The 20,461-nt window shown below is 62.5% G+C and carries 16 protein-coding genes; 10 read left to right on the top strand and 6 right to left on the bottom strand.

The genetic code is table 11. The annotated features are described in order from the left end of the window. Positions 1 to 60 precede the first annotated feature (60 nt). Both PQR53_RS06830 and PQR53_RS06825 read left to right on the top strand, forming a co-directional pair. On the top strand, positions 61 to 951 hold the full coding sequence (locus tag PQR53_RS06830) for an MBL fold metallo-hydrolase (protein ID WP_408451813.1): 891 nt from the start codon (positions 61 to 63) through the stop codon (positions 949 to 951). A 13-nt stretch (positions 952 to 964) separates the two neighbouring features. Further along, positions 965 to 1,771 carry a sulfite exporter TauE/SafE family protein gene (locus tag PQR53_RS06825; protein ID WP_408451812.1) on the top strand — a complete coding sequence of 269 codons (807 nt, stop codon included), beginning with the start codon at positions 965 to 967 and terminating at the stop codon, positions 1,769 to 1,771. A gap of 49 nt (positions 1,772 to 1,820) precedes the next feature. On the opposite strand, the gene PQR53_RS06820 is transcribed toward PQR53_RS06825, so the two are convergent. The 3 genes from PQR53_RS06820 to PQR53_RS06810 form a co-directional block, all read right to left on the bottom strand. Then, positions 1,821 to 2,813: an asparaginase gene (locus tag PQR53_RS06820; protein ID WP_408451811.1), complete on the bottom strand. Its 993-nt coding sequence runs from the start codon at positions 2,811 to 2,813 to the stop codon at positions 1,821 to 1,823. 59 nt (positions 2,814 to 2,872) lie between these two features. Continuing rightward, positions 2,873 to 4,123: a D-amino acid dehydrogenase gene (locus PQR53_RS06815; RefSeq protein ID WP_408451810.1), complete on the bottom strand. Its 1,251-nt coding sequence runs from the start codon at positions 4,121 to 4,123 to the stop codon at positions 2,873 to 2,875. Positions 4,124 to 4,307: 184 nt separating this feature from the next. Further along, a complete protein-coding gene (locus PQR53_RS06810) occupies positions 4,308 to 5,384 on the bottom strand; it encodes a GlxA family transcriptional regulator (RefSeq protein WP_408451809.1) in 1,077 nt (358 codons plus the stop codon). 289 nt (positions 5,385 to 5,673) lie between these two features. On the opposite strand from PQR53_RS06810, the gene PQR53_RS06805 reads away from it, so the two are divergent. After that, positions 5,674 to 6,828: a branched-chain amino acid ABC transporter substrate-binding protein gene (locus PQR53_RS06805; RefSeq protein ID WP_408451808.1), complete on the top strand. Its 1,155-nt coding sequence runs from the start codon at positions 5,674 to 5,676 to the stop codon at positions 6,826 to 6,828. Between the two features lie 427 nt (positions 6,829 to 7,255). Here PQR53_RS06805 and PQR53_RS06800 read toward each other — a convergent pair whose 3' ends face one another. After that, positions 7,256 to 8,413 (bottom strand): porin, encoded by a 1,158-nt coding sequence (locus PQR53_RS06800; protein WP_408451807.1) that lies wholly within the window; start codon positions 8,411 to 8,413, stop codon positions 7,256 to 7,258. Between the two features lie 531 nt (positions 8,414 to 8,944). Next, positions 8,945 to 10,378 (bottom strand): aminotransferase-like domain-containing protein, encoded by a 1,434-nt coding sequence (locus PQR53_RS06795; RefSeq protein WP_408451806.1) that lies wholly within the window; start codon positions 10,376 to 10,378, stop codon positions 8,945 to 8,947. Between the two features lie 264 nt (positions 10,379 to 10,642). Here PQR53_RS06795 and PQR53_RS06790 point away from each other — a divergent pair, with 264 nt between their 5' ends. The 4 genes from PQR53_RS06790 to PQR53_RS06775 all read left to right on the top strand — a co-directional run bounded on the left by PQR53_RS06790 (position 10,643) and on the right by PQR53_RS06775 (position 14,011). Continuing rightward, a complete protein-coding gene (locus tag PQR53_RS06790; RefSeq protein WP_408451805.1) occupies positions 10,643 to 11,842 on the top strand; it encodes a pyridoxal phosphate-dependent aminotransferase in 1,200 nt (399 codons plus the stop codon). Positions 11,843 to 11,944: 102 nt separating this feature from the next. Then, complete coding sequence (locus tag PQR53_RS06785; RefSeq protein ID WP_408451804.1) at positions 11,945 to 12,661, top strand: transporter substrate-binding domain-containing protein; 717 nt, start codon at positions 11,945 to 11,947, stop codon at positions 12,659 to 12,661. Positions 12,662 to 12,706: 45 nt separating this feature from the next. After that, entirely contained in the window at positions 12,707 to 13,585 is an 879-nt protein-coding gene (locus PQR53_RS06780; protein ID WP_408451803.1) for a PhzF family phenazine biosynthesis protein, read from the top strand. Positions 13,586 to 13,672: 87 nt separating this feature from the next. Further along, positions 13,673 to 14,011 carry a hypothetical protein gene (locus PQR53_RS06775; protein ID WP_408451802.1) on the top strand — a complete coding sequence of 113 codons (339 nt, stop codon included), beginning with the start codon at positions 13,673 to 13,675 and terminating at the stop codon, positions 14,009 to 14,011. On the opposite strand, the gene PQR53_RS06770 is transcribed toward PQR53_RS06775, so the two are convergent. Then, positions 13,963 to 15,729 (bottom strand): SMP-30/gluconolactonase/LRE family protein, encoded by a 1,767-nt coding sequence (locus PQR53_RS06770; protein ID WP_408452337.1) that lies wholly within the window; start codon positions 15,727 to 15,729, stop codon positions 13,963 to 13,965. The genes PQR53_RS06775 and PQR53_RS06770 overlap by 49 nt on opposite strands. Before the next feature lie 258 nt (positions 15,730 to 15,987). Between PQR53_RS06770 and PQR53_RS06765 the strand changes: the two genes are divergently transcribed. From PQR53_RS06765 to PQR53_RS06755, 3 genes are all read left to right on the top strand, one after another. After that, on the top strand, positions 15,988 to 17,694 hold the full coding sequence (locus tag PQR53_RS06765; protein ID WP_408451801.1) for an SMP-30/gluconolactonase/LRE family protein: 1,707 nt from the start codon (positions 15,988 to 15,990) through the stop codon (positions 17,692 to 17,694). Positions 17,695 to 18,074: 380 nt separating this feature from the next. Further along, positions 18,075 to 19,100, top strand: a complete 1,026-nt coding sequence (locus PQR53_RS06760) for a porin (protein ID WP_408451800.1) — start codon at positions 18,075 to 18,077, stop codon at positions 19,098 to 19,100. Between the two features lie 79 nt (positions 19,101 to 19,179). Continuing rightward, positions 19,180 to 20,460 (top strand): ABC transporter substrate-binding protein, encoded by a 1,281-nt coding sequence (locus PQR53_RS06755; RefSeq protein ID WP_408451799.1) that lies wholly within the window; start codon positions 19,180 to 19,182, stop codon positions 20,458 to 20,460. Position 20,461 lies beyond the last annotated feature (1 nt).

The raw sequence follows: 20,461 nt of genomic DNA, 5'->3' as shown, positions 1-20,461 counted from the left end.
GGGACATGACTGCAGCGCGGCGTTACTTCGCGAAATCGATCGCCCGGAATGTTTGAGGAGATGACGTTGACTACCGCAAGCCCCATGCTGGTCGAAGGCTTCTTCGAACCCGGTACCTCGACGATTAGTTACCTGTTGCTGGATGTCCGCACGCGCGACTGTGCACTGATCGACAGCGTACTTGACTACGACCCGAAGTCCGGTCGTACCGGCACAACGACGGCCGACAGGCTCGTCTCTCGCGTCCATGAGCTTGGCGCGAACGTCCAGTGGCTTCTCGAAACCCACGTGCATGCCGACCATCTGTCCGCCGCGCCTTACCTCAAGGAAAAACTCGGCGGAAAGATTGCGATCGGCGAGCAGGTGACGCGCGTGCAAGACGTGTTCGGCAAGCTGTTCAACGCAGGCTCACTATTCGCGCACGATGGCAGCCAGTTCGATCATCTACTCTCCGACGGCGAGTGTTTCGCCGTCGGAGCGTTGCAGGCGCGCGCCATCCATACGCCGGGCCATACGCCGGCTTGCATGACCTATGTGGTCAGCGACGGCGCGCAGAGCGTCGCCTTTGTCGGGGACACCCTGTTCATGCCCGACTACGGTACCGCGCGCTGCGACTTTCCCGGCGGCGACGCCCGTACGCTTTACCGGTCAATCAACAAGGTGTTGAGCCTGCCGGCGGACACGAAGCTGTACATGTGCCACGACTACCAGCCGGGCGGGAGGCCTTTGCAGTTTGTCAGCACGGTAGCCGAGGAACGCGAACACAACGTCCATATCCGCGACGGTATCGGGGAGGACGCCTTCGTTGCGATGCGTATCGCGCGCGATGCGACACTCAACATGCCGGTGCTGATGCTGCCGTCAGTGCAGGTCAACATGCGCGCGGGACATATGCCCGATCCGGAAGATAACGGCGTGCTGTATCTCAAGATTCCCCTCAACGCAATCTGAGCGTGTGTTTGTCATGCTAACTTCACTTATCCTTGGCGCCATCGTTGGCGCGGTGCTCGGCCTGACCGGCGCGGGTGGCGGCATACTGGCCGTTCCGGCGCTGGTGGCCGGCATGGGCTGGCCGATGCAGCAGGCGACGCCGGTCGCGCTGGTCGCCGTGGCCGGCAGCGCTGCTATCGGCGCGCTTGAAGCATTCCGGCAGCGGCTCGTCCGCTACCGCGCCGCGCTATTCATGGCCGCAGCTGGCGTGCCACTTACCTTGCTCGGTGTGCGCCTCGCGCATGCGTTACCACAACGCGTGCTATTGGCGCTGTTTGCCACCGTCATGCTGGGGGTGGCTGGACGGCTGTTATCACAGGCTTTGCGGCGGGGGCGACCGGATCGCGTGGACTCACGGTTTTGCGTCGGCCGTATCAATCCCGACACCGGGCGGCTGATCTGGTCATGGACCACTGGGGCCGCACTTGCGGCAACCGGCGCGTTGACCGGGCTGATGACGGGGCTGCTCGGGGTGGGAGGCGGTTTCATCATCGTGCCAATGCTGCGCAAGCTGACCAACGTGTCGATGCACGGCATCGTCGCTACGTCGCTGATGGTGATAGCGCTGGTCGGCAGCGGCGGTGTCGTCGCGACGGTCCTGCACGGCGCGCCGTTGCCGCTCGACCCGACGCTGTGGTTCAGCCTGGCGACGGCCGCCGGCATGGTGACCGGGCGGCTGGTCTCGCACCGTCTCTCCGCGCTGCATGTCCAAGTGGGTTTCGCGGGCGTGTTGATCTGCGTGGCGCTTGGGATGATGGCGAAGGCCGGGCTAGGTGGGTGACGCTAGTTGGCTACACTTTGACGCAAGTGACCTGGAAGGAAGGCGCGCTTCAGTAGCGCTCAAAGGCAACTTGCAACGCTTGCGTGTCGTCGGCTTGTGTGAGCGCCAGCATCAGAAGGATGCGGGCTTTTTGGGGGACCTGATCCTCGACGGTGAGCCAGCCGTATTCATCGTCGGGCTGCGCGCCATTACGTAGCACGATTCCGTCGCCGGTGCGCGATGCGCGGACCACGTGAACCCCGCGTCGGGCAGCGTCGCACAGCGGCTCAATGAGATGCTCCGCGACGTTGCCGTTGCCGGTGCCCGCATAGATTAGCCCTTGCGCGCGCGCGGCAATTGCGTCCACTGCGTCGGCGGCGAGCGCGCCGTACGCATAGACGATGTCCACTTTGGGCAATGCCCCAAGCGTATCGATCGACCACGGCGTATCGAGCGTATGGGCGCGCCATGGGCGACGGTAGTAGCGCGGCAGCCCTTCAATCACATTGCCAAGCGCACCGTACGGCGAGCGGAACGCCTCGAGCTTGAAGCTGTTGCTCTTTACGACGTCCCGAGCGGTGTGGATCTCATCGTTGGCGACGACCAGCGTGCCGATGCCGCGCGAGGATGGGTGCGCAGCTACCGCAATCGCATCGTAAAGATTCAGCGCCGCGTCGGAACTCATTGCCGACGGCGGCCGCATCGAGCCGACCACGACCACCGGCTTCGCGCTCTTGAGTGTGAGATGAAGGAAGTACGCAGTTTCCTCGATCGTGTCGGTACCATGCGTGATCACAACTCCATCAACGTCATCCTGCGCGAGCAGTCTCGAGACGCGCTTACCGATCGCAAGCAGATGCTCGTTGTTGAAATTCTCGGAGCCGGTTTGCAGCAACTGCTCCGCGCGCAAATTCGCCAGCGCGCACGCATGGGGAATCGTGCCGAGAATCTCATCGATGCCGAGCACCGAGCACATGTATGCGGACGTGTTGATGGCGGCTTTGCCCTGGCCGGCAATCGTGCCGCCTGTGCCGATAACGACGATGTTGGGCTTTTCTGTCATGCGAAGTCGCTGGTGTTGGGGAGGGTGGGCGGCGTCACGAAGTGCATCATCTTGCGGCGTCAATGCGAAAGGGCAAATGTGCTGCGCAGTTCCTGGCCATTGCTGCTTGCAAGCCACTGCGCCAGCAGCGCGGCCGAACCCGTCGCGAGTGTGAAGCCGAGCGCGCCGTGACCGACGTTGAGCCACAGGTTGCGGTAGCGCGTCGGCCCGACGATCGGCATGCCGCGCGGCGTTGCGGGGCGCAACCCGATCCATTCGCGGCCTGCAGACGCTCTGGCGACGTCGGGGTACATTGCAGCCATCTCCGCCCGCAGCGTCGCAAGACGTGTGGGATCGGGTTCGAGCGAATACCCGTCGATATCGGCAATGCCCGCGACGCGCAGTCGCTCGCCGAGCCGGGCATAAACCACTTTGCGGCTAAAGTCGGTGATGCTCACATGGGGCGCGGCCGTCTGCGGTTGCAGGTCGAACGTCAGGCTGTACCCTTTAAGCGGATAGATCGGCACACGGATGCCGACCGGCTTCAGTAGCCGTGCCGCAGCCGAGCCTAACGCGACGACGACATGATCCGCCGCGAGCGGCGCACCGTCGCTCCAGGCTTCGACGTTACCGCTTGCTCCAGGCCTCAGGCAATCGATCGACGTGTTCATCATGAACTGCACGCCGCGAGCGCGCAGCAACGCTTCGAGGCTCTTGCAGAAGCGTTGGCAATCGGCGGTGTCTTCGCTCGGTGTATGGATGCCGCCTACGAGAAATGGCCACAGATGCGCGAGCGTCGGTTCGAGTTCGACGCACGCGTCGGCGCTCAGCGCCTTCTGTTCGCAGCCGAGCGTGCGCTGAAATTCAAGCAGCTTTACGGCGCTCTGCATCGCGCTTGCGTCACGATGCAGCACGAGCTTGCCCGAACGGACGAAGTCGAAATCGAGCGCCGGTTCGGCGGCGATCAGTTCATGGATCAGCGTCCGGCTCAGGAACGACAGCGACAGCAGTTTGCGTGTTGTGAATTCACTTTGTTCGCGCGTGCATGCCGACAGGAATTCGAAGCACCAGCGCCACTGTTCGGTGCTCAGCTTCGGGCGCAAGCGCACCGGTGAATCCTTGCGCGTGAGCCAGCGCGGCAGCTTCGAGACGACTCCGGGCCCTGCGAGCGGCGCGACATAGCTGTACGATAGCTGGCCACCGTTGCCAGAACTGGTCTCGCTCGCTACTTCCGGATGCCGGTCCGCGACCGTTACGTCGTGGCCGGCGCGGCTCAGGTAATACGCACTCGACAAACCAATGACGCCCGCACCGAGGATCAATATCTGCATACCGCCGCACTCGCTTTTTCGTGTATTTTGCCTGGGGGGCGTGTGCCGCGGGTGCGTCGTCAGCCCTCTGACCGGACTGTACGGCGCCATCGATGCGCCGAATTGCATTGATCTGCCGGAAAGTAGAAGAATCGCGACAGGCACGCGAGAGGGAGAACGATCGGCGCGCAGCCGCCCGGACGGATCAGGCGGCGGCCGCGCCCCGCGCCGCGCGCAGCTTGCCAGGCGTTACGCCGTACGCTTCGCGAAACACGCGGATGAAATGCGCGGAGTCCGCAAAGCCGCATTCATAGGCGATGTCGGTAATCTTGCGCGTCGTATTGACGAGCATCCAGCGCGCGTAACGCAGTCGCATCCGCCGGTAAAACTCGTTCGGCGATGTGTTCATCTCGGTGATGAACGCGCGCTCAAGATTGCGCACGCTGGTGCCGATCATCTTCGCGATGACCGCGATGTTCAGCGGCGCTTCGAGGTTCTCTTCCATTAGCAGCACCGCGTGGCGCACGGTTGCGTCCTCGACGGACAGGTAGCCGAGCGCCGCGCGCCGCTCGACGAACGACGAGCCGCCCTGGCGGCTTACCGTCATCTGATGGATCACTTTTGACGCCCGGTCCGGTCCGCAGTGCAGGCTGATCAGGCGCGCGGCCATCTCCACCACGGAAATGCCGCCCGCACAGGTGATGCGCGTGCCGTCGATCAGATAATCGGCGTGGGTCACGACGCGCAGCGCCGGGAACATACGCCGGTAATCGTCGAGGTGAAAGCTGTGCACGCAGGCAACATGGTCTTCCATCAAGCCCGCGCGTGCCAGCACGAAGCTGCCCGTGCACATGCCGACGAGCGGAATGCCCGTATCGGCAGCCTGTTTCAGATAGGCCCAGTAGCGCCGGTCAACCTGATCGAGATGGGGAAGCAGGCCGCCGATTACCACGAGATAGTCGAATTGCGCGACCTCCGGAAACGTAGACTGCGTCTGCACCGGAATGCCGCAGCTCGCTTCGACCGATTCGCTCTGTGCGCCGACAATCGTCCACAGGCAGCGTAGCTGACGGCTCTGGTCGCCGCGGTCTGCTGCGTGACGCAGCGCATCACAAAGGCCGCCGAGCGAAAGCATCGGAAAGCGCGGCCACAACAGGATGCCAACACTCAACTCCGCGCCCGAACGGCTCGGACGCGCCTGAAGCGTACGCGGTAGCGCGTCCAGTTGCTCGACCACCTGAGCAGTCTGGGTCACTTGAGTGGAATCGTCGGCAGTCGGCATGTGCGAACTCGGGGGCGGAGCGCCCAGATTATACGGCGACGCACGGCGAATCGGTGCAAGGCGGCTTTGCCGCAATTCTTCTATTTTCCGGCAGATCGATGCAATCCCAGGGCTTTCTGGCTGCATAAATTCAAACCTGCTAACGAACGACGCCGCACTGCGGGTTCGAACGATCTGGCGAAGGCAGGCGCACCGTCCACATTGCTGACGCAAACGGTCGCGTGTTTCCGATCGGCGGGTGGCCGTTGCCGTCCGTTCCGACCAATTACAACTTCTTTCGGGTGAAGACATGAGCAAAAGCACAGCCTTGGGTCGCGGCGTGGCGACCATCGGAATTCTGGGAACATTGGCGGCCTCTGCAGTGGGCGTCGCCCGTGCCGACGAGATGGTGAAGATCGGTGAAGCCGCGCCCGTGACTGGGCCGGCCTCGTATCTCGGCAAGGACACCGAGAACGGCGCCCGACTCGCGATCGAGGAGATCAACCAGACGGGCCTCGTGATCGGCGGAAAGAAGGTGACGTTGGTTTTCGACGCGCAGGACGATGCGGGCGACCCGCGTCAGGCCACCCAGGTCGCGCAGAAACTGGTGGATGACAAGGTCGTCGCGGTGGTCGGTCACATGCAGTCCGGTTCGACGATTCCGGCCTCGAAGATCTACAGCGACGCAGGCATCGCGCAGGTATCTCCGTCCGCGACGAATCCGGCCTATACGCAGCAGGGCTTCAAAACCGCGTATCGCGTGGTTGCGACCGACGCACAGCAAGGGCCGACGCTCGCCGACTATGCCGCGAAATCGCTGAAAGTCAAGACGATCGCTATCGTCGACGACTCGACTGCATACGGCCAGGGTCTCGCCGTCGAATTCGAAAAGCAGGCGGAAGCCAACGGCATCACGGTGCTGTCGCATGACGCGAGCACCGACAAGGCCGTCGATTTCCGAGCAATCCTCACAAAGATCAAGGGTGAAAAGCCGGACGCGATCATGTATGGCGGCCTCGATGGCACGGGCGGTCCGTTCGCGAAACAGGCGAAGCAGTTGGGCATCGCGGTGAAAGTACTGGCCGGCGACGGCTTATGTGCTGACGATCTCGCGAAACTTGCCGGCGATGCGGCCGATAACGTAATTTGCTCGATCGCGGGCGCGCCGCTGCTGAAGATGGGCGGCGGCCCGGCGTTCGTCGAGCGCTACAAGAAGCGCTTCGGTTACGCACCGGTGCTGAACTCACCGTTTGCGTACGACGCGGTGGGTGTCATCGTCGACGCGATGAAGCGCGCGCAATCAACCGAGCCAGCAAAAATCCTCGCCGCGATGCCTGCGACCGATCATCAGGGGGTGCTCGGAGAAACGCAGTTCGATTCGAAGGGCGATCTGCGGCACGGCGTGATTTCGCTATACAAGTACGTCGGCGGCAAGCAGGCGTTGCTCGGCGTCGTGGAGAAATAGGCGAATTTCAGCGGTGGTTATTGCTGCACCTGTACCAGTTTCCAGTCTGGTAGCTGCTCAGCGCCTATCTCACGATCTCATCTCAGTTGATTGTGCCCGTTGGTGTAGGGTTCGACGAACTTCCAAACTTACACCGGCGAGGCAAGAGTACAGGCGTCACGTCATCGGCCTTACCGGGCCTTCGCTCCCGCGGTTGAAGCCGTCCGGCGATGCCCGGTTCTGAGCGGCCTGAATAGCAGCGTCAATCCTCGCCAGGCCCGTGCCATAGCCGGGCGTCGTGCCTATGCCCATCCGGCGGCTTCCGGCTTTGCGTCGTCGCGGAGCAACGCAGGGGGATATGAAGCCAGTTGACAGTTGCGACTCCCCCAAGGCCCCTTGTGTTGTGGCCGCAAGGGAGTCGCTCGTCGATACGACTCAGTTAGACGAATCAGAAATGGTGTCTAACGCCAAGCATCACCATTGTCTGGTTGTTGCCGCTTGCATCATTGCCAAAGTCGGCAACAGACGCCGTTGCGGCCACCACCTGGCCGGTTTCCGCGTCAATTGTGTTGCCGGAGGCCTTTTGATAGGCCGCCAGAGCATACAAGTCAGTGCGCTTGGACAACGCGTAGTCCGCGCCAAGACTGACCTGGTTGTAGCTGGCGTCGACGTTGTTGCCGCTGCCCTTCGTGTAGTTGTAGCCGACCCCGAGCTCGATGGCAGCGTTCAACTGGTAGTTAACGAACGCCTGCGCCGTGTTGAACCTGGTGCCGTTGTTCGAGCCTGGGGCAGCGGCATAGTTGCCGTAGTCAACGTTGCTATAGGCAGCGCCCAGCGTAACCGGACCGATTGCATAGGTACCGGCGGCGCGGATGATTTGCAGCGTGGTCGCAGAAATAAACGCACCGTTGATGGCCGTCGAGTCGAGGCCGGTTGAAGTAAAGCCATCGTACGTCGAGGACGTACCGTCGTAGTTCGCACGAAGATAACCGGCAGCCAGATTGAGGGGGCCATGGCTATAGAGCGCCGCAATTGCGTAGGTCTGTCCGCCGCTAGTTTCGCCGGCTTCGCCGCCGAAGGCATACATGGCTGACACCTGAAGACCGGCATAAGCCGGACTCGTGTATTTGATTGAGTTGTTGACACGGGCACTATTGTCATAGTTGTCGATGTCCCCGGGGGTTGCAAAGGCCGACCCATAGGTATCGTCCTCTGTCAGCGGTTGGATCAGGTCGACGAGCGGGTCATATTGGCGCCCCACAGTGACGGTGCCGTAGCTCTTGTCAGCGAGGCCAACCATTGCGGTTCGACCGAACATGCGGTCGCTTTGTCCGGCAGCGCCGGTGTTCAGGTTATATCCGGATTGCAGATTGAACACGGCCGACAGGCCGCCACCCAGGTCTTCAGTACCTTTCAAACCCCAGCGGTCGCCGCTAAGCGTGCCCGATGCCATCTGAAACGTTCCACCTGAGGCGTGCGCTCCCTTCTGGTTACTAAAATACGCGACCGCCGTGTCGAGCGTGCCATACAAAGTAACACTACTTTGAGCGTGCGCAACGGATGAAACCGCAGCGAGCGCGGCCAGCGAGATAAGCTTTAATTTCATAATCAGTTCCGATGTAAATGCTTCACTGTCTGGTAGCGTCGTCGCCTCGCATGCCACTTCGCGGATCTATCAATATGGCGTGAGCGTCCTTCCGAGTTGCAGGATCATCGGATTTTCTGTCATCACGTAATAAGGCCTCCTGTATTTTATGTTTGATCGAACAGGTGCCTTTCAACGGTCATATCCATTGACCTTCACGCCAGTTCAACCCACACGAGCGGCGCTGTCAGGCGGTACCGGTAACAATCTAAACGCGAATTTAAGTGAGACAAAATGCATTGTCATCGTGAACAACTGAAAGAGTGAGTTTCACCCGGAGCGGGGAGCCTAAACAGTTACGACCTTTGTACTTTGAAAGCTGCTGCCGATTAGATCGGCGCCTGGTCCAGCGTCCGGACGTGGCCGAGGTTCCCGATGACGCCGGGGGGCATGCAAACCACTCATTCTCAACAATGACCGATCGGCCGGAGCGCGAGAGCCGCCTCCGGCCGAACGAGTTCCACTCCACTCAGTTCCACGCCCCAAAGGCGCTCAGCCCTCGAGCAGCGCCTGCGCGAGCCGCCCCAGTCGGCGGACGCCGTCTTCGATGTGGTCGTTCCAGGCATGCCCGGCGCTGAGCCTAAGGCAATTGCGAAAGCGCCGGCTTGCGGAGAAAACGTCACCAGGCGCGAAGCAAATGCCCTGTTCGAGCGCTTCGTCAAAGAGCGAGCGCGAGTCGAAGCGCCTCGGCAATTCCAGCCAGAGCATGAAGCCGCCTGCTGGCCGGCTCACTTTTGTGTCGGTCGGGAAGCTTGTCTCGATCGTACGTGTCATGCTCCCGAGGTTCTCTTCGAAGATGCGCCGCACGCTGCGCAAGTGGGCGTCGTACGAGCCGCTCTCCAGAAAGTCTGCGAGCGCGACCTGTGGCAGGACAGGACAGCAGAGGCTGAACGCCAGCTTGCGCTCCATCACCTGTTGCGCATAGGTGCCCGCCACGATCCAGCCGACCCGATACCCAGGTGCAAGGCTTTTTGAAAACGAGCTGCAGTAGATCGTATTGGCGCCGCCGTCGAGCGCGATGAACGGCTTGGGCCGCTCGCGACCGAAGTGGATGTCGCCGTAGACGTCGTCTTCGATCAGCGGCACGGCATGCCGCGCGAGTAGCGCAAGGAGCGCCCGCTTGTCGGCTTCGGCCATCGCGCAGCCTAGCGGGTTGTTGAAATTCGACGACAGCACGCAGGCAGCCACCGGTTCTGTATCGAGCAGGCGGGCGAGCGCGTCGACCTCGATGCCGTGCGTCGGGTCGGTGGGCAGCTCGAATGCCTTCAGGCCAAGCACTTCGAGAGTATGGAGGAGACCAAAGTAAGTGGGCGACTCGATCGCAATCGAATCGCCCCGCTTCGCGACAGCGGTAAGCGCGAGCGTCAATGCCTCGGTGCAGCCGTTCGTGACGAGCAGGTCATCGGGCGACAGCGCGTGTCCGAAGTGCATCGCCCGTTTCGCGATTTCGCGACGCAGGCGTGGGTCGCCTTGCGGTGCGCAATAGATGTTGTAGCGCGTGCCGTGTTGACGTGCGGCACGCGCGAGCGCGAGGTCGAGTCGCTTCGATTGCAGCAGCGCCGCGTCGGGTACGGCGCAGCCGAGCGGCACCAGCGCCGGGTTCGATACGTGCTCGAGCAGTCCCGCGACGGCTCCGCTGATCGACACGGTCGACGCTTTCGCGCGCTGCCGCGAGACCGAAGGCAATGCGAGTGCGCCGCGGCGCGAGCCCGCGACATAAAAGCCTGACTGCGGCCGCGCGACCAGGATGCCGCGATCCTCGAGCAGGCGATACGCCTGTAACACCGTGGAGATACTGATGCTGTGCTGCTCGCTGACGGCGCGCACGGAGGGCAGACGCGTGCCCGCCGCGAGCGCGCCGTTGTCGATCATGCCGACAATGAGTTCGGCCAGGCGCTCGTAGCGGTATGGAGTGGGCGTGTCCATGGATGCGCTCATAACGGTGTAATCCACGATTATCGATCCGCCGCCCCGGCTCGCCAAGAGGAATTGTGACGGTCCATTTCGCGGAAAATTGTGACTGTTATGGTCGACCGGTGGGCGCTACGATGCATGCGTTGCGATCGCGTCTGAAGTACCCGAGATGCTGCGCACAGCGATAACTGCTGTCAGGGCCAGGCTGGAACGCCTGTTTGGCTACTTGCAACGGATCGTCTGACAAACAATTCACAGCGAATGCAAGGCAAAAGCATGCAGAGTATTCAACCGGATGTCGACGAACGACAACAGTCTGGCCTCAGCGAATCAAATCCCCTGGCGTGGCGCGGGCGATTTCCTCGCAACGACATCATTTCACTTCTCAACGTGAATCGGCCGTTCAACCTGGCGGAGAGCACGTCGCAAGACCTGACGCTCGGCGAACTCCTATGTCTGCCTGGCCTCGAGGATATTCGCAATCTGAAACTCGGCTATGGCACATCCGCTGGTTCGGTCGCGCTTCGCGAGGCAATTGCCGAGGGCTGCGACGTTCCGGCTGAGCAGATCATCACGACACAAGGCACCGCGCTAGGTCTCTTTCTTCTCGCTTTCGAGCTTTGCCGATCCGGTGACGAGGCAGTCCTCGCGACACCATGCTTTCCGCCGAGCCGTGATTGCCTGCTTGGAGCCGGCGTTAGCGTCCGCGAGATCAAGCTGTCATTCGAGAATGGCTATCGGCTGGACCTGGACCAGATCGACGCAAGTCTGTCGCCGAAAACGAAGCTGGTCAGTATCGCTTCGCCACAGAACCCAGCTGGTATCCAGACGTCTCGTGCCGACGTCGAGAAGCTCCTTGTCTTGATGGAAAGGCGGTCTTCGGGCGCGATACTTTTCATCGACGAGACCTATCGGGAGGCCACCTACGGCGACAATGCGGTGCTCGAGAGTTTCGCGGGACTCGATCCACAGATCGTCACCGGCGCATCGGTATCGAAGGCGCTCGGCGCGCCGGGCTTGCGCACGGGGTGGCTCACTGTGGCGAACGCGGAGCTTCGGGAGCGTCTGGCCGTCGCCAAAATGAACACCGTGATCTCGGGATCGGTACTTGACGAGACGCTCGCTACAGCGCTTCTGCGCAACAGGGAAGGTGTGCTCGCACCGCGACGCCGGTTGCTCGCCGCTGCCCTCCAGGAACTGGCGCTTTGGTGCGAGAGCGAGTACGAGCGCATCGAGTGGGTGCGCCCAGATGCCGGCGCGTTATGCTGCCTGCGCCTGCGCGCCGACGCATTCGACGAAGTTGCTGTCTCGCGTTTCTGGGACCTGCTGCCGGGTCATGACTTGCAGTTGGCATCCGGCGCATGGTTTGGCGAAAGCAGCCGTGTATTCCGGCTGGGCTTTGGCTATCTGCCGCCTGCGCGTCTCGGCCCCGCACTGTCTGCTCTTTCAATGGTTATGGACGTTGCTACGGGATGACGTATCGCAATGGCTGGGAAATATCACCTGAAACTTGTGCGGTTTGGTCCGCCCAACGGCAGGCGGCCGGAATCTTGACTGCTGGACATGTGGAGCACAGCTATGAAGGTAAGAATCGCATATCTCGAGGAACCGCCGTTCTACTGGACGGGGGAAGATCATTCGGTAACGGGGGCCGACATCGAACTGGCCGAGGTGGTGCTTCGGGCGATCGGTGTGTCCTCCATCGAACATCAGTTGACCTCGTTCGAAGAACTGCTGCCTGGCGTGCAGGAAGGCCGGTGGGACATGAACGTACCCATTTTCGTGACCGCTGAGCGTGCCGAGCGCGTTGCGTTCAGCGTGCCGGTCTGGGCGCTGGGCGACGGATTCCTGCTGCATCACGGCAATCCGAAAGCGCTGACGAGCTACGGGGTCGTCGCGGCGCGCAACGACGCGCGGCTCGGAATCGTCGCCGGGACGGTTCAGCTCGACTCTGCGAAGTCGGCCGGCGTGAGCGATAGCCAGATCGTGGCGTTCAAGGGCCAAACCGAAGCGATCGACGCGCTGCTCGCGGGAACAATCGACGCCTACGCGAGCACGGCGGTTGGAAGCCGTGTCCTTGCCAGTGCCAATCAGGACCTGGAAGTGGTGGCGCACGAAAAGAGCAAGGATGGCAGAGCACCTGTGGGCGCGTTCTCGTTCAGCGAGAGCAATCCTGACCTTCTGCGGGCGGTGAATCTGGAACTTCGCAAGTACCTCGGTTCGGCTGATCACCGTGCCCGCATGGCAAAGTATGGGCTCACACAGACGGAGCTCGACGGCGTCAGCGCAGTCTGAACGCAGCGTGAGCGCAATGATGCACCTTGCAGGGCGTCGGCGAACATGAAACGATCTTTTAAAGTGGTTGACGTCTTCACCGCGAGGCCGCTTCTGGGCAATCCGGTGGCCGTGGTGTTGGACGCAGAGGGTCTGACTACTGACGCGATGCAAGCTGTCGCGCGCTGGACCAACCTTTCAGAAACGACCTTTGTCCTGCCGCCCACGACAGCCGGGGCCGACTATCTTTTGAGGATATTCACGCCGCGTAGTGAGCTTCCCTTCGCAGGACACCCGACCCTGGGTAGTGCTCACGCCATCGTGGAAGCGGGGCGCGTCACACCGCGCGAAAGCGGCCGATTGATTCAACAATGCGGCATCGGCCTCGTTGAATTGACGATCGAGGGACAAGGCGCAGACCGACAGCTCACGTTTAACCTGCCGCCTGCGAAGTTGGAGCCGCTGCACGCGGCAGATGTGGCGGAGCTGGAGCTGATCCTCGGCTGCAAAGTGGACCTCAGGTCTGCGCCAGCTATCGTGAATGTCGGCGCCATCTGGATCGTGGCGCATCTGAACAATGCCGCTTCCGTACTCAATCTTCAGCCGGATTTCGCCAGCCTGGCGGCACTCGAGCGCCGCCTCGGCGTCACCGGCCTGACCGTATTCGGCACGCGCGAGCATCGAGACGATGCGGCAATCGAAGTGCGTACCTTCGCGCCGTCCTGTGGGGTGGAGGAGGATCCTGTCTGCGGAAGCGGCAACGGCAGCGTGGCGGCCTTCCAGTGGCAGCGCGGCCTGTTGCCGCCCGGCGGAGCAGATTACGTGGCTGCTCAGGGACGGTGCGTCGGTCGAGATGGACGAATACAGGTCAGCGTGGATGCGAACGGGAATGTGCGCGTGGGCGGTTCCTGCGTCACATCCGTGGAGGGCTCGCTTACGCTCTAGACCGACCGGACGCGAGACGCGCTGAAACGGCTGGTGCGTTGGTTTCTGACATTTTTCGTATTCAAGCAAGGACGCAGGCGCTGCGAAATGAATTCCGCATTCCCCATTGACTCGTCGCCCGGCTTTATCCCCGTCACCAATCCCTTCGATGGCGTCGAAGTCGGCACTGTCGTGAACATTCCGCCGGAAGGTGCACAGGTGCTGATCCAGACCGCGAAGGAGGGCGCGCGCGTTTGCCGTAACCTGTCCCGTCACGAACGCTCTCAAGCCGTCCGAACTCACTCCGCTTTCGGCGATCGAGCTGGTTGGGTATCTGGTGGCGGGTGGTATGCCACCGAACGTCGTATCGGTCGCGACGCGGAGGCGCGGCCGAAGATTCAACCCGCAAAAATGGTCTCGGGCAATCCGCGCACACCCGGTATCTGAACGGCAAAGAGCGAGCCCGAAAGCGGGGCGCTCCTGAGCACGTCTTGTGCGAGCCGCACCCGCGCGCTGGTCACATAGAGGATGTCGAGGTTCGGACCGCCGAAGCAGCAGCTGGTCGGACGCGGCACCGGCATCCGGACTCGCGTCATCTCCTGGCCTTGCGGGTCGAAACGGGCGATGCACCACTCGTCCCACATCGCGACCCACAGGCAGCCTTCGGCATCCACGGTGAGCCCATCGGGCGAACCCGCCGACGCGTCGAACGAGATCAGCGGCCGGCGATTCTCGATCGTGCCGTTGATGAAATCGAAGTCGTACTGGAACACGAGCTTGCGGTGTGAATCGGTGAAATACATGCGCGTATTGTCCGGGCTCCAGCCGAGACCATTCGCCACGGTGAAGCCGGTGTCCATCTTGAGCCATGAGCCGTCGGGTTCGACCTTGAACAGGTTGCCGCGGTTCGGCGTCGCGCCCATGTCCATGGTGCCCACCCACAGGCGGCCCATGCGGTCGCATTTGCCGTCGTTGTAGCGATTGCCGGGCCGGTCGGCCTCCGGGTGAGACAGGCGCGTGAGGCTGCCGCTGTCGTCGATGGTCATCAGGCCGTTGGGCGTCGCGATCAGCAGTCCGCCTGTGGCCTTTGGAATGGCGAGGCTGACCATCGAGCCAAGCTTCGTTTCGGTATCGATGCCCGTTGCCACGTCGAAGCGGTGAATCGCGGGAGTCAGGATGTCGACCCAGTACAGCGCATCGTCACGCGGCGACCAGAGCGGACCTTCGCCAAGCAGCGACGGAATCTGGCTAACGCAGCGAACCTCGGCGTTCGACTGCATGTCCGGCTGTCCCTTGGCGGAGATCGACATCGAGCGGCCGCCTGCATTGTGTGAAATCTTGCGTGCGGCGCCGATGACGGCTGCCGACAGACTGTGCGCGCGCGTCTCATCCAGTTCCGCCAGCGTGCCGGAGATCGCGAGCGCGCCGATGGGGCGCTCTTCGAAATCGAAGATGGGCGCGGCTAAGGCCACGGTATCCGGGGAACTCTCGCAGATGGCCAGCGCATAGCCGCGCGCGCGGGTCAGATCGAGCTCGCTCTTCAGCGCACCGACCGACGTGATGGTGCGCGGACCGAGCGCCGGCAGGCCGATCGATTCCAGCAGATGTTGCTGCTGGCTCGGGTCCAGCCACGCCATCACCGCCTTGCCGACCGCGCTCGCGTGCAGCGGCAGGCGTTCGCCGACGCCCGGCGAAAGCCGCGCTGACTGGCGCGCCTGCTCGCCGGCAATGACGACGGCGCTATGACCTTCAAGCACAACCAGATGGACGGCTTCGCCAACCTGATCGCGCAGCAGCAGAAGCTCGTCCTGGGCGGCAACCCGCAAGTCGAAGTCGCTCCATACCTCGTGAGCCAGTTCGAGAAAACGCAGGCCGAGGCGAAAGGTCTTGCTGCCCGAGTCGTGCTGGAGCAGTCCTTCCCGTTGCAGCGTGGCGAGAATGCGGTGCAGCGTGGCGCGCGGCATGCCGCACGCGTGCAGGAGCTGGGTGAAGGTCATTGGCGCGGGCGCCTTCGACACGAGGTTCAGCAGCGCCATGGCCTTTTCGAGGACGCCGATCCCACCCGCGCCTTTTTCGGCGACAACGACGGCGGATGCCGTGGCATCCGCCCGCTTCGGCGCCGCTTGCGGGGTCGAGCGGGGGGCGTCCGGCAGTTTGTCTCTCACAGTGTTCAAGTTGTCGGATCTGCTTCGAATGGGAAAGGTCTCCGTCGGCATTGTACGCGGAAAGCCGATTTCGCACACCGTTTGTTCTATTGAATGGAACTGATGGTCGGTCGTGATCGCGATAAGGCCGCAAAAAAATCATGCTGTTTCATCTAACGGACGGGAGGGCGACGTCCGCATGACGGTGCTCCCAGTAGTCTGATAGCATCCGCTCCCAGCAAATACCGGTGTTCTACCGTCGCCACAGCGCTCCCGACCATGATCAAAGACAAACCCGCCTCTGACGCCTCCGGTTCCGCCGGCCTGGGTGTGCTCGACAAGGCACTGGCGCTCTTGAACATCGTATCGGCCAAGCGCGCGCCCATGAGCTTTACCGATCTGCAGCACGCGTCCGCGTTGCCGAAATCCACGCTGCATCGCCTCACCCAGACGCTCATCCACGAGGGGCTGCTGCGCTACGACGCGTACACCAAAAAATTTCAACTCGGCTTGCGGTTGCTGGAAATGGCTCACAAGGTCTGGAGCGACTTCGACTTGCGCGTGGCCGCTCAGGATACGCTCGTCACATTGCGCGACTCGCTGGGCGAGACCGTGCAGCTCGCGGTTCTGAATGGCGACGAAGTGGTGATCGTCGCCAGTGCCGACGCGGGTCACGACATGGCGCGCACGTCGAGCGTGGGTATGCCGTTGCCGGTGCATGCGTCGGCGGCGGGCAAAGCGATCGTCGCCAATCTCGATCCGGCGCAATCAGCCAGGCTGATCGAACGGCTCGACCTGCGGCGCTTCACCGACAGGACGCTGATCACGACAGCCGCGCTGCGCGACGATCTCGATCTGGCGCGCGCCCGAGGCTATGCGCTCGAAGAAGGCGAATGCCGCGCGCAGAGCGTGTCGGTCGCGGCACCGATCTTCGACTATGAAGGACGGCCGATCGGCGCGGTCACGGTGACCGGCGACGTCACACGCCTGAAAGCTGAGCGTCTGCATGGCTTGAGTTCGACGCTGATCGGCGCGGCACGCGGCATTTCGCATTCGGCTGCCGGCGCGGCCATGTCGATCGCGCCCCGCGAGCAGCCAGAACAGATGCCCACCGTGGAGGTGCGCTGTGTCACCCGGGCCCAGGCGCTGCTGGGCGAAGGCCCGATCTGGTCGCCGCGCGACAACGCGCTTTACTGGGTCGACATTCTGATGCCTTCCGTCCATACCTACCATGCCGTGGACGGTTCGACCTCGGAAGTGCGGCTGGGCTCGATGGCGAGCGTCGCGATTCCCCGCTCCACCGGCGGCCTGCTGCTCGCGACGCCAGGCGGCCTGATGAATTTCGATCCGGCTACGCGGCGCATGACGCCGTTGAGCCATCCCGAGGCGGAACGTCCCGCGAATCGTTTCAACGACGGTAAATGCGACCGGCGCGGGCGGCTCTGGATCGCGTCGATGGATATGGCGACGGCGCTCAATCGCGGCAGTCTGTTTCGGGTCGAGGCGGACGGCTCCTGGCGCAAGATGGACACCGGCTTTACGGTGCCGAACGGCCTTGGCTGGAGCCCTGACGACTCGCGCATGTACTTTGTCGACACCTTTCGTCGCGCACTGTACGAATATGACTTCGACCTGATGTCGGGCGCCATTGCGAACCGGCGCACGCTGATTGAATTTGCGCCCACCGAAGGGCGCGCGGACGGCCTCACCGTCGACGACGAGGGTTGCATCTGGATCGCCATGTGGGACGCGTGGCATGTGGTCCGATACGCGCCGGATGGGCGCGAAATCCAGCGCATTCGCATGCCGGTGCCACGGCCGACCAGCTGCTGCTTTGGCGGCCCGAATCTTGAGACGCTCTATGTCACCAGCGCCTCCGTGCGCCTGAGCGAACAGGCGCTGGCCGAGGCGCCCCTGTCGGGATCGCTGTTCGCGATGGAAATTCCTGGCGTCCGGGGATTGCCCGAGGCAATGTTCGCGGGCTGAGTTTCCCTTTTCCTTCCGATTGCGCCGCGAGCCGGCGCATCAATCCTTGCTGCCCGGATCGGGCATTCTCGTTCTCCCTTGAAATTCCGCTGTCGGCCTCCCGCGCTTTGTCGTGTGAGTTCCACTGATCGGGAATTTCGTCGCTAAATCTCTTCTAAGTCTGAATCGCTACACTACGGTGCACGTCCTGCCGAAGCCGCGCTGAACCGCGCCATGCTTGAGGATGCCCGGTTTCCGTTGGCGTCGCTGAAGCTTTTCCCGCGGCATGCGTACGGGACATCCCTGGCTACGTTCCTCTTCCGTTTGTCCCATTCAATGGTAGACTGCGTTCCACGTTGTTCCAATGAATGGAACACACTATCAGGAGGAGACCAGCCAGAATGAAAGCAAAACACCAGTTGCTCGTCTTGGCGACAGCAGCGTTGGGGGCATCGTCCGCAATGGCCCAATCGAGTGTGACGATGTACGGCATCGTCGACCTCGAAGTAGGTAAGTACGACGGCAGCACGGCGATCCGTGAGAACACGGGCGCGACGAGCCGCTGGGGTTTGAAAGGCTCGGAGGACCTCGGCGGCGGCTATCGCGCGGTCTTCTGGCTGGAGCAGCAGTTCAATCCGAATGACGGCACGTTGTACAACTCCAGTTCGTTCTTCAGTGGCCGCTCGACAGTCGGACTCGAAGGGTGGTTCGGCCACCTCGTAGTGGGGCGCGACGTGAACGCGAGCCACTACGTGGAATCGAGCTCCGACCCGTTTGGCCAGGATGGCGTCGCAGCCGGTTATGGCGCGCGAGGCGGCATCTCGCAGGCGAACGGCGGCCCGGGCCAGATCGATACCGTGCGGACCAATAATTCGGCCAACTACGTGTACACGTGGGCCAACCTGACGTTGCGCGCCATGGTGGCCGCGCGCGACAGCGCCATTCAGGGCGGCGACGGCAACATTCCGTATTCGGCGTCGCTGGTCTACGAGGACAAGAAGTTGAAGCTGGGCGTCTCGTGGTTGCGCCCGCAAAGCGACAACGCGCACTGGGCCTACACGGCAGGCCAATACGATTTCGGCCTCGCGCGGCTGTATGCGGGCTACGGCTTCGGCCAGAACACGTTCCAGCAGCTGATGCACAACCAGATGCTGGGCTTCGCGATTCCGACCGGTGTGTACGGCATGGTCCGCGGCACGTACTCGCACACGACCGCTTATGGACACACCATCCAGAGCCGCAGCGTGCTGGGCTACGTGTATTTCCTGTCGAAGCGCACCTCGGTTTACGCGGATGCCCTCTATGACGCCAATGCCGGTAAATACGCGTACCGCACCGGCAGCGCGGCAGGCCTCAACGGCTGGCAGCCGACCGGCACATCGTCGAGCGGAACGGGCTTTACGGTGGGACTGAAGCAGGTATTTTGACCGGCGCGCGCTCGCTGTGCAGCGCGCGTAGGGAGCCGGCACTGCCGGCGTCCCACGCATCAATATTCAGGAGGCAATTTTGATATCACGCAGACAATTCATCGGTGCGGTCGCGGTCGCATCGGGATTCACGGCGGCGGGGGTGAAGGCGCAAACCCGCGCGATCACGTACGTGGGCTGGTCGCAAGAAGAGGCCGCCAGCAGGCCGACGCTGGCCGCGCTGTTCAATGGCTATCGCCAGAGCGCGGGCGTATCGCTCGACACGGTGGGTTATCCGTGGGCGCAGATGCAGCAGAACGTGCTGCTGCGGTTGCGCTCTGGACAACCCATGGACGTCGTGCAACTGAACGAACGCTGGGTGCCGCAATTCGCGGCCACGAACCGGCTCGTCGATATCGACACGATATTCGGCGCGGCACAGTTGCGCAGCCGCATCAGCAAGGGCGTGCTGGAACTCGGCAATTACCACGGCAAGCAGATGGGACTGCCGTGGTCGGCCGGTTCGATCGGCATGGTGGCCAACGCGAAAGTGCTGCAGAACGCGGGCATTGCGACGCCGCCTGCCTCGGTGGACGAATTCGTGAGCGCACTCAAGGCGATCAAAAAGGCGAACCCTGGCGCCGTGCCCTATGCAATGGCGACGAAGAACAACAACGCGTTGAGCCCCGACTTCCAGGTATGGCTATGGACGTTCGGCGGCCACCTGTTCGACAGCAGCGGCAAGGTGGCGGTGAACAGCCCGGCAGGCGTGAAAGCGCTCAGTTTCATGGCCGGTCTCGTCAAGGACGGACTGGCTGCGAAAGACATCGACCGGCCGGACGCGCGCCGCATGTTCGCGCAGTACCAGACGGGCTTCTATAACGATGCGCCGCTCGCGCGCGGCTTTGCCCGCAGCAATTCGAGCATCGGCGACAAGTTCGACGCGCTCGTCATTGCGATGCCCACACCCGTGCTGCACGCGGGCGACATGCCGCGCTCGCTCGCGTGGGGGCATCTGCTCAGCATCTTCAGCGACGGCAAGCAGAAGATCGATGCGAACTCGCCGCAAGCGAAGCTGCTCGCGTATCTCGCGCTCAATGACGAATCGCAGTTGCGCATCTATAAAGACATCGGGCTCTTTCCGGTGACGAACAGCGCGCTCGACAAGCTGGCGTCCGATCCGTATGTGTCGATCTGGTCGAAGGCGGCCCGCAGCGCCACGCGCGACGAGACCTCGTTCTGGCCCAATTCGGCTTCGCTCACCACGGTGATCGGCGAAGAAGTGCAGGCCGCGGTGCTGGCCCAGAAGTCGCCGCAGGAGGCGATCGAGAGCATGAGCAAGCGCTTGCAGGACCAGACAGCGGGCATTTCGAGGTTCTGAT

This window comes from Paraburkholderia fungorum, from assembly GCF_046027605.1.
In the GTDB taxonomy this organism is placed as follows: Bacteria; Pseudomonadota; Gammaproteobacteria; order Burkholderiales; family Burkholderiaceae; genus Paraburkholderia; species Paraburkholderia fungorum_F.
The sequence above is the reverse complement of the archived record's forward strand: the minus strand, read 5'-3'. Positions and strand labels throughout refer to the sequence as shown.